Origin of the sequence: Streptomyces phytophilus (assembly GCF_013870535.1) — a bacterium.
Lineage (GTDB): Bacteria > Actinomycetota > Actinomycetes > Streptomycetales > Streptomycetaceae > Streptomyces > Streptomyces phytophilus.
This window is the reverse complement of the sequence record NZ_JACBXC010000416.1, coordinates 1-4,676: the sequence shown is the minus strand read 5'-3', so window position 1 is coordinate 4,676 and position 4,676 is coordinate 1. Positions and strand designations below refer to the sequence as shown.

Sequence of the window (4,676 nt, the reverse complement as noted above, 5' to 3'; positions counted from 1 at the left end):
CGGCGACCGTACCGGCGCGCGCGGATCCCGTCAGGCGGTCGCCTCCAGCGCGAAGCCCGACTTGATCCACTTGCTCGACTCGATGGCGACCCCGAGCGCCCGGTCGCCCGCGGCGAGCTTCGGCAGCAGCCGCGCCAGCTGGAAGAAGACCAGCGCGTTGCCGTTGTTGCCGGTCTCGTCGACGCAGGAGACCTCCTGGGCCCCGGGCGCACCCATCCGCTCCCGGATCCGCGCCGTCATCCGGCCCGAGAGCTGCGGCGGCAGCACGTACGCCAGCTCGTCCGGCTTCCAGTCCAGCCCGTCGAGGAGTTCCTCCGCCGACTCGGCGGCCATCTCCGGGACGGCGGCCTCGATCGCCTTGTAGTCCTCGCTCACCGGCGGGCCGTCGAACCGGCGGCTCGCGCCGTACCAGTCGAGCGTCTGCCCGGGCTGGCGGCCCAGCCCCACCAGCTTGGTGAACACCGCCCGCAGCGCCGGCCCGGGCGACGGCTCCGCCGTCAGCACCAGCGCGCCGGCGCCGTCGCCGAACAGCATGAGGTTCACCAGCTGCGCGGGCGGCAGCGCGGCGGCGTCCATGTCCGGGTCGACGAGCTTCGCCGAGACGTCGCCGCCGAGCACCAGCGCCGTGCGGTGGCTGCCGGACAGCAGCAGCCCCGCCGCCACCGACAGCGCCTGCACCGCGCCCGAGCACCCGGACTGCAACTGGTACGTCGGCACCTGGTCGATGCCCAGCCGGTCCGCGACGACGTTCACCGTCGTCGGCATCAGCATGTCGGGCATCGCCGTGCCCATCACGATCACGTCGACGTCCGACGGCTCCAGACCGGCCGCGGCCAGCGCCCGCCGGCCGGCGGTCTCGCCGAGGTCGGCGAGCGAGAACCGCGGCTCTCCGGTCTCCAGATCCACCGCGAGATGGCGGTACTTGGTGCCGACGAACGCCTCCGCCCACTGCTCCCACATCGGGCCGAGGCCCATGCGGCGGCCCAGCGTCGCGTTGTCGATCGCCGGTCCCGGCGACGCCGTGCCGAGGCCGGCGACCCGCAGTTCCTGCTCCGGGTTCAGAACGAGCACGTGATCACCAGGCCACCGGGAGCGAACTCGCGGCGTACATCGTCGCCTCCGCGCGCAGCGGCACCTCGTCCGCGTCGACCGCCAGCCGCAGGTCGGGGAACCGGCGGAAGAGCGCCGAGTACGCGATCCGCATCTCCACCCGGGCCAGCTGCTGGCCCAGGCACTGGTGGATGCCGTAGCTGAACGCCATGTGCCCGGAGGTGGAGCGGCCGACGTCGAAGCCGTCCGCGTCCTCGAAGCGCCCCGGGTCGCGGTTGGCCGCCGCCAGGGACACCGTCACGCCGTCGCCCGCCTTGATGAGCTTGCCCTCCAGCTCGACGTCCTCCAGCGCGGTACGCGGCACGCCGAACTGAGCGATCGTCAGATACCGCATCAGCTCCTCGACCGCGTTGGCGAACAGCTTCGGGTCCTCGCGCAGCCGCTTGACCTCGCCCGGGTGGCGAAGCAGCGCGTACGTGCCGAGCGACAGCATGCTGGCGGTCGTCTCGTGCCCCGCCATCAGCAGCAGCATCCCGATGCCGGTCAGCTCGGCGTCGTCCAGCTCGCCGGTGGCGATCAGCCCGCTCAGCAGGTCGTCCTCGGGCTCCTTGTGCTTGAGCTGCACCAGCTCGTGGATCAGCCCGTAGATCGCGGCGAAGGCCGCCGCCACCTCCTCGCCGGACGAGCCGATGCGCATCACGGTCGTCGAGTGGTCCTGGAAGCGCTGGCGCTCGCCGTACGGCACCCCCAGCAGCTCGCAGATGGCCAGCGACGGGATCGGCAGCGCGAACGAGGGGACCAGGTCCGTGGGCGGCCCCTGCCGCTCCATCTCGTCCAGGTGCTCCTCGGTGATCTGCTCGATCCGCGGCTCCAGCGCCTTCATCCGCCGCACCGTGAACTGCCCGGTGAGCAGCCGCCGGTAGCGGGTGTGGTCCGGCGGGTCCATGTGCATGAAGAAGCCGGGCGGCACCTTCTCCCACGGCCGGCCGCCGGAGGGCAGCTCGAACGGCACCTTCTTGATGTCGCCCCGGGCGCTGAACCGCTGGTCGCTGAGCACCTTCCGGGCCGCCGCATGGCTCGTCACCAGCCAGCCCACGTGCCCGTCCGGGTACAGCAGCGGGCTGACCGGCTCCTCGGCACGCAGCCGGCCCAGCTCTTCCGGCGGGTCCAGCGGGCGCGGGCGCTCGGTCGGCAACCGCCGGGGCGGCGTGGACAGCGTGTCCGACATGACGCGTTTCCTTCCTCCGCATGCGAAGCCGCGGGTCCGGCACAGCCGGTCCACGCCTTTCCGCCCACCCTCGGGCCCCGGCCTTAAGGCGGACTTGGGCGTGCTTAAGGCGCGTCGGCCGGCTCCGCCGCCCCGGCCGGCTCGGCCGCCTGCTCGAACCGGACGACCTGGCCCGGGCAGGAGCGCACGGCCTCGTCCACCGCCTCCCACTGCTCCTCCGCCGGGTGCTTCACCAGCACCACGACCTGACCTGTCACCTCATCCTGGTCGAAGACCTCCGGCGCCAGGAGCGTGCACATGCCAGATGCCACGCACCGCTCGATCTCGGTCTCGACCTGCATGGAGGAATCCCGCATGAGGGCATCCTTCCGGAAACTCGGATCCGTTCAACCGGCCCGTAGCGTACGGCCATTCACGGCCCCGTTCGTAGCCGGAAAAGGCTTTAGAAACCGGCAAGTCACCCCCAAGCCGGAGCCCGCATGGTGAACCGGGCGGCATACGGCAACCGCCCGGACCGGACCATGCGGAAAGGGCGGAACAGCAATGGCGGAAGCAACCCGTGGCCCGAACACCCGAGTTCACGGCGTCGTACTCGGGGGCGGGCTCGCCGGCGTGCTCGCCGCACGGGCGCTGCGGGACCACGTCGACCACGTCACCGTGGTCGAACGCGACGTCTACCCGGACGGTCCCGAGCCCCGCAAGGGCGTCCCGCAGGGCCGGCACGCGCACATCCTCTGGTCCGGCGGCGCCGAAGCCATCGAGGCGCTGCTCCCCGGCACCCTGGACCGGCTGCGCGCCGCCGGCGCCCACCGCGTCGGCGTCAAGGAGGACATGGTCCTCTACAGCGCCTACGGCTGGCAGCACCGCTTCCCCGGCTCCCACTACGCCCTCACCTGCTCCCGTCCCCTCCTCGACCGGACGGTCCGCGAAGCCGCGCTGGACCACCCGGACACCGAGGTGCTGACGAGGACCGAGGCACACGGGCTGCTCGGCGACCGCACGAGCGTCACGGGCGTACGCGTACGCACCTCCGACGGCGCCACGCGCGAACTGCCCGCCGACATCGTCGTCGACGCCACCGGCCGCGGCTCCCGGTTGCGGCACTGGCTCACCGACCTCGGCGTGCCGCCCGCCGCCGAGGAGAGCGTCGACACCGGACTCACCTACGCCACCCGCATCTTCCGCGCCCCCGCCGGCGCCCCCGACGCCTTCCCCGTCGTCAGCGTCTACGCCGACCACCGCACGGGCCGGCCGGGCCGCAACGGCCTGCTCCTGCCCATCGAGGACGGCCGCTGGATCATCACCCTCTCCGGCACCCGCGGCGGCGAGCCGACCGCCGACGACGAGCGCTTCGCCGAGTTCGCCCGCGGCCTGCGCGACCCGATCATCGCCGACCTGATCGAGGCCGCGGAGCCGCTGACGCCGGTACGTACCACCCGCAGCACCCTCAACCGCCGCATGCACCTCGACCGCCTCGCCGACCGCCCCGAAGGGCTTGTCGCACTCGGCGACTGCGTGGTGGCCGTGAACCCCATCCACGGCCACGGCATGAGCGTCGCCGCCCAGTCCGCCAGGGCCCTGGAGACCTGCCTGAGCCGCGCGGGCGGCCTGAAGCCCGGCCTCGCCCGCACCGCGCAGCAGGCCATCGCCGCCGCCGCCGACGCGCCGTGGCTGCTCTCCGCCTCGCAGGACCTGTGCTACCCCGACAACAAGGCCGCCGTCAGCGACCCGCGCCTGACCACCCAGGCCGCGCAGCGGCAGGGGTTCGCCGACATGGTCACCAGCGCCTCCCTCGTCAACGAGCGCGTCTGCGACGCCCTCACGGCCGTCACCACGCTCACCGCACCGCTGGGCAGCCTGGAGACGCCCGAGTTCCTCGCGGCGATGCGGCAGCCGGCCCGGCCGCCGCTGACCGCGGCGCCGCTGAAGGACGCGGAGGCGGCGGTGCTGCGGGCGGCGAAGTAGGGGAAGCCGCCGGCGAGAACGACCCCGGAGAACCGTCCTGCGCGAAACAAGCCCCGTGGCCCACTAGACCGACAACGAGAACCGCCCGCCGTTCCCACGGCGGGCGGTTCTCCTTTCACCGACCTCTCACCGACCGGGCGCCGAAGGCGCCTCGTCTCCGTCCGTACGACCGAGCTGCCGGTCGATGAAGTCGAAGATCTCCTCCGTGGACGACTCCTGGATCTTGTTGCTCACGTCCTCGGCCTGGACCGGCCGCGCGTCGTTCCAGTTCGACAGCAGCGTCTGCAGCCGCAGCGTGATCCGCGAGCGCTCCGCCTCGTCCGCCGCGAGCTGCTTCAGCTCCAGCTCCAGCGCGTCCAGATCGGCGATCACCCGCCGCGAGGCGCTCACCGCCTCCGGCATCAGGTCCGCCAGGATCCGGGCGGCCATCGCG

The 4,676-nt window shown here is 72.8% G+C and carries 4 protein-coding genes and 1 pseudogene; 1 reads left to right on the top strand and 4 read right to left on the bottom strand.

Annotated features, from left to right (window positions below; genetic code table 11):
• Window positions 1–30: 30 nt before the first annotated feature.
• The 3 genes from H5J30_RS18215 to H5J30_RS37485 form a co-directional block, all read right to left on the bottom strand.
• Window positions 31–1,071 (bottom strand): 3-oxoacyl-ACP synthase III family protein, encoded by a 1,041-nt coding sequence (locus H5J30_RS18215; protein ID WP_181788473.1) that lies wholly within the window; start codon window positions 1,069–1,071, stop codon window positions 31–33.
• Window positions 1,072–1,075: 4 nt separating this feature from the next.
• Window positions 1,076–2,278 (bottom strand): cytochrome P450, encoded by a 1,203-nt coding sequence (locus tag H5J30_RS18210; protein ID WP_181788472.1) that lies wholly within the window; start codon window positions 2,276–2,278, stop codon window positions 1,076–1,078.
• A gap of 104 nt (window positions 2,279–2,382) precedes the next feature.
• The gene (locus H5J30_RS37485; RefSeq protein WP_181788471.1) at window positions 2,383–2,634 is read right to left on the bottom strand and encodes a ferredoxin; all 252 of its coding nucleotides are present in this window, start codon (window positions 2,632–2,634) and stop codon (window positions 2,383–2,385) included.
• Between the two features lie 187 nt (window positions 2,635–2,821).
• On the opposite strand from H5J30_RS37485, the gene H5J30_RS18200 reads away from it, so the two are divergent.
• Window positions 2,822–4,243, top strand: coding sequence for an NAD(P)/FAD-dependent oxidoreductase (locus tag H5J30_RS18200; RefSeq protein ID WP_181788470.1), 1,422 nt, complete (start codon window positions 2,822–2,824; stop codon window positions 4,241–4,243).
• A 126-nt stretch (window positions 4,244–4,369) separates the two neighbouring features.
• On the opposite strand, the pseudogene H5J30_RS18195 reads toward H5J30_RS18200, so the two are convergent.
• Window positions 4,370–4,676, bottom strand: a pseudogene (locus tag H5J30_RS18195) (hypothetical protein); the annotation flags it as partial.

Bases quoted from the DNA above. Each gene is read 5' to 3' on its own strand.
- H5J30_RS18210 (WP_181788472.1), bottom strand. From the start codon at position 2,278: ATGTCGGACACGCTGTCCACGCCGCCCCGGCGGTTGCCGACCGAGCGC.
- H5J30_RS37485 (WP_181788471.1), bottom strand. From the start codon at position 2,634: ATGCGGGATTCCTCCATGCAGGTCGAGACCGAGATCGAGCGGTGCGTG.
- H5J30_RS18200 (WP_181788470.1), top strand. From the start codon at position 2,822: ATGGCGGAAGCAACCCGTGGCCCGAACACCCGAGTTCACGGCGTCGTA.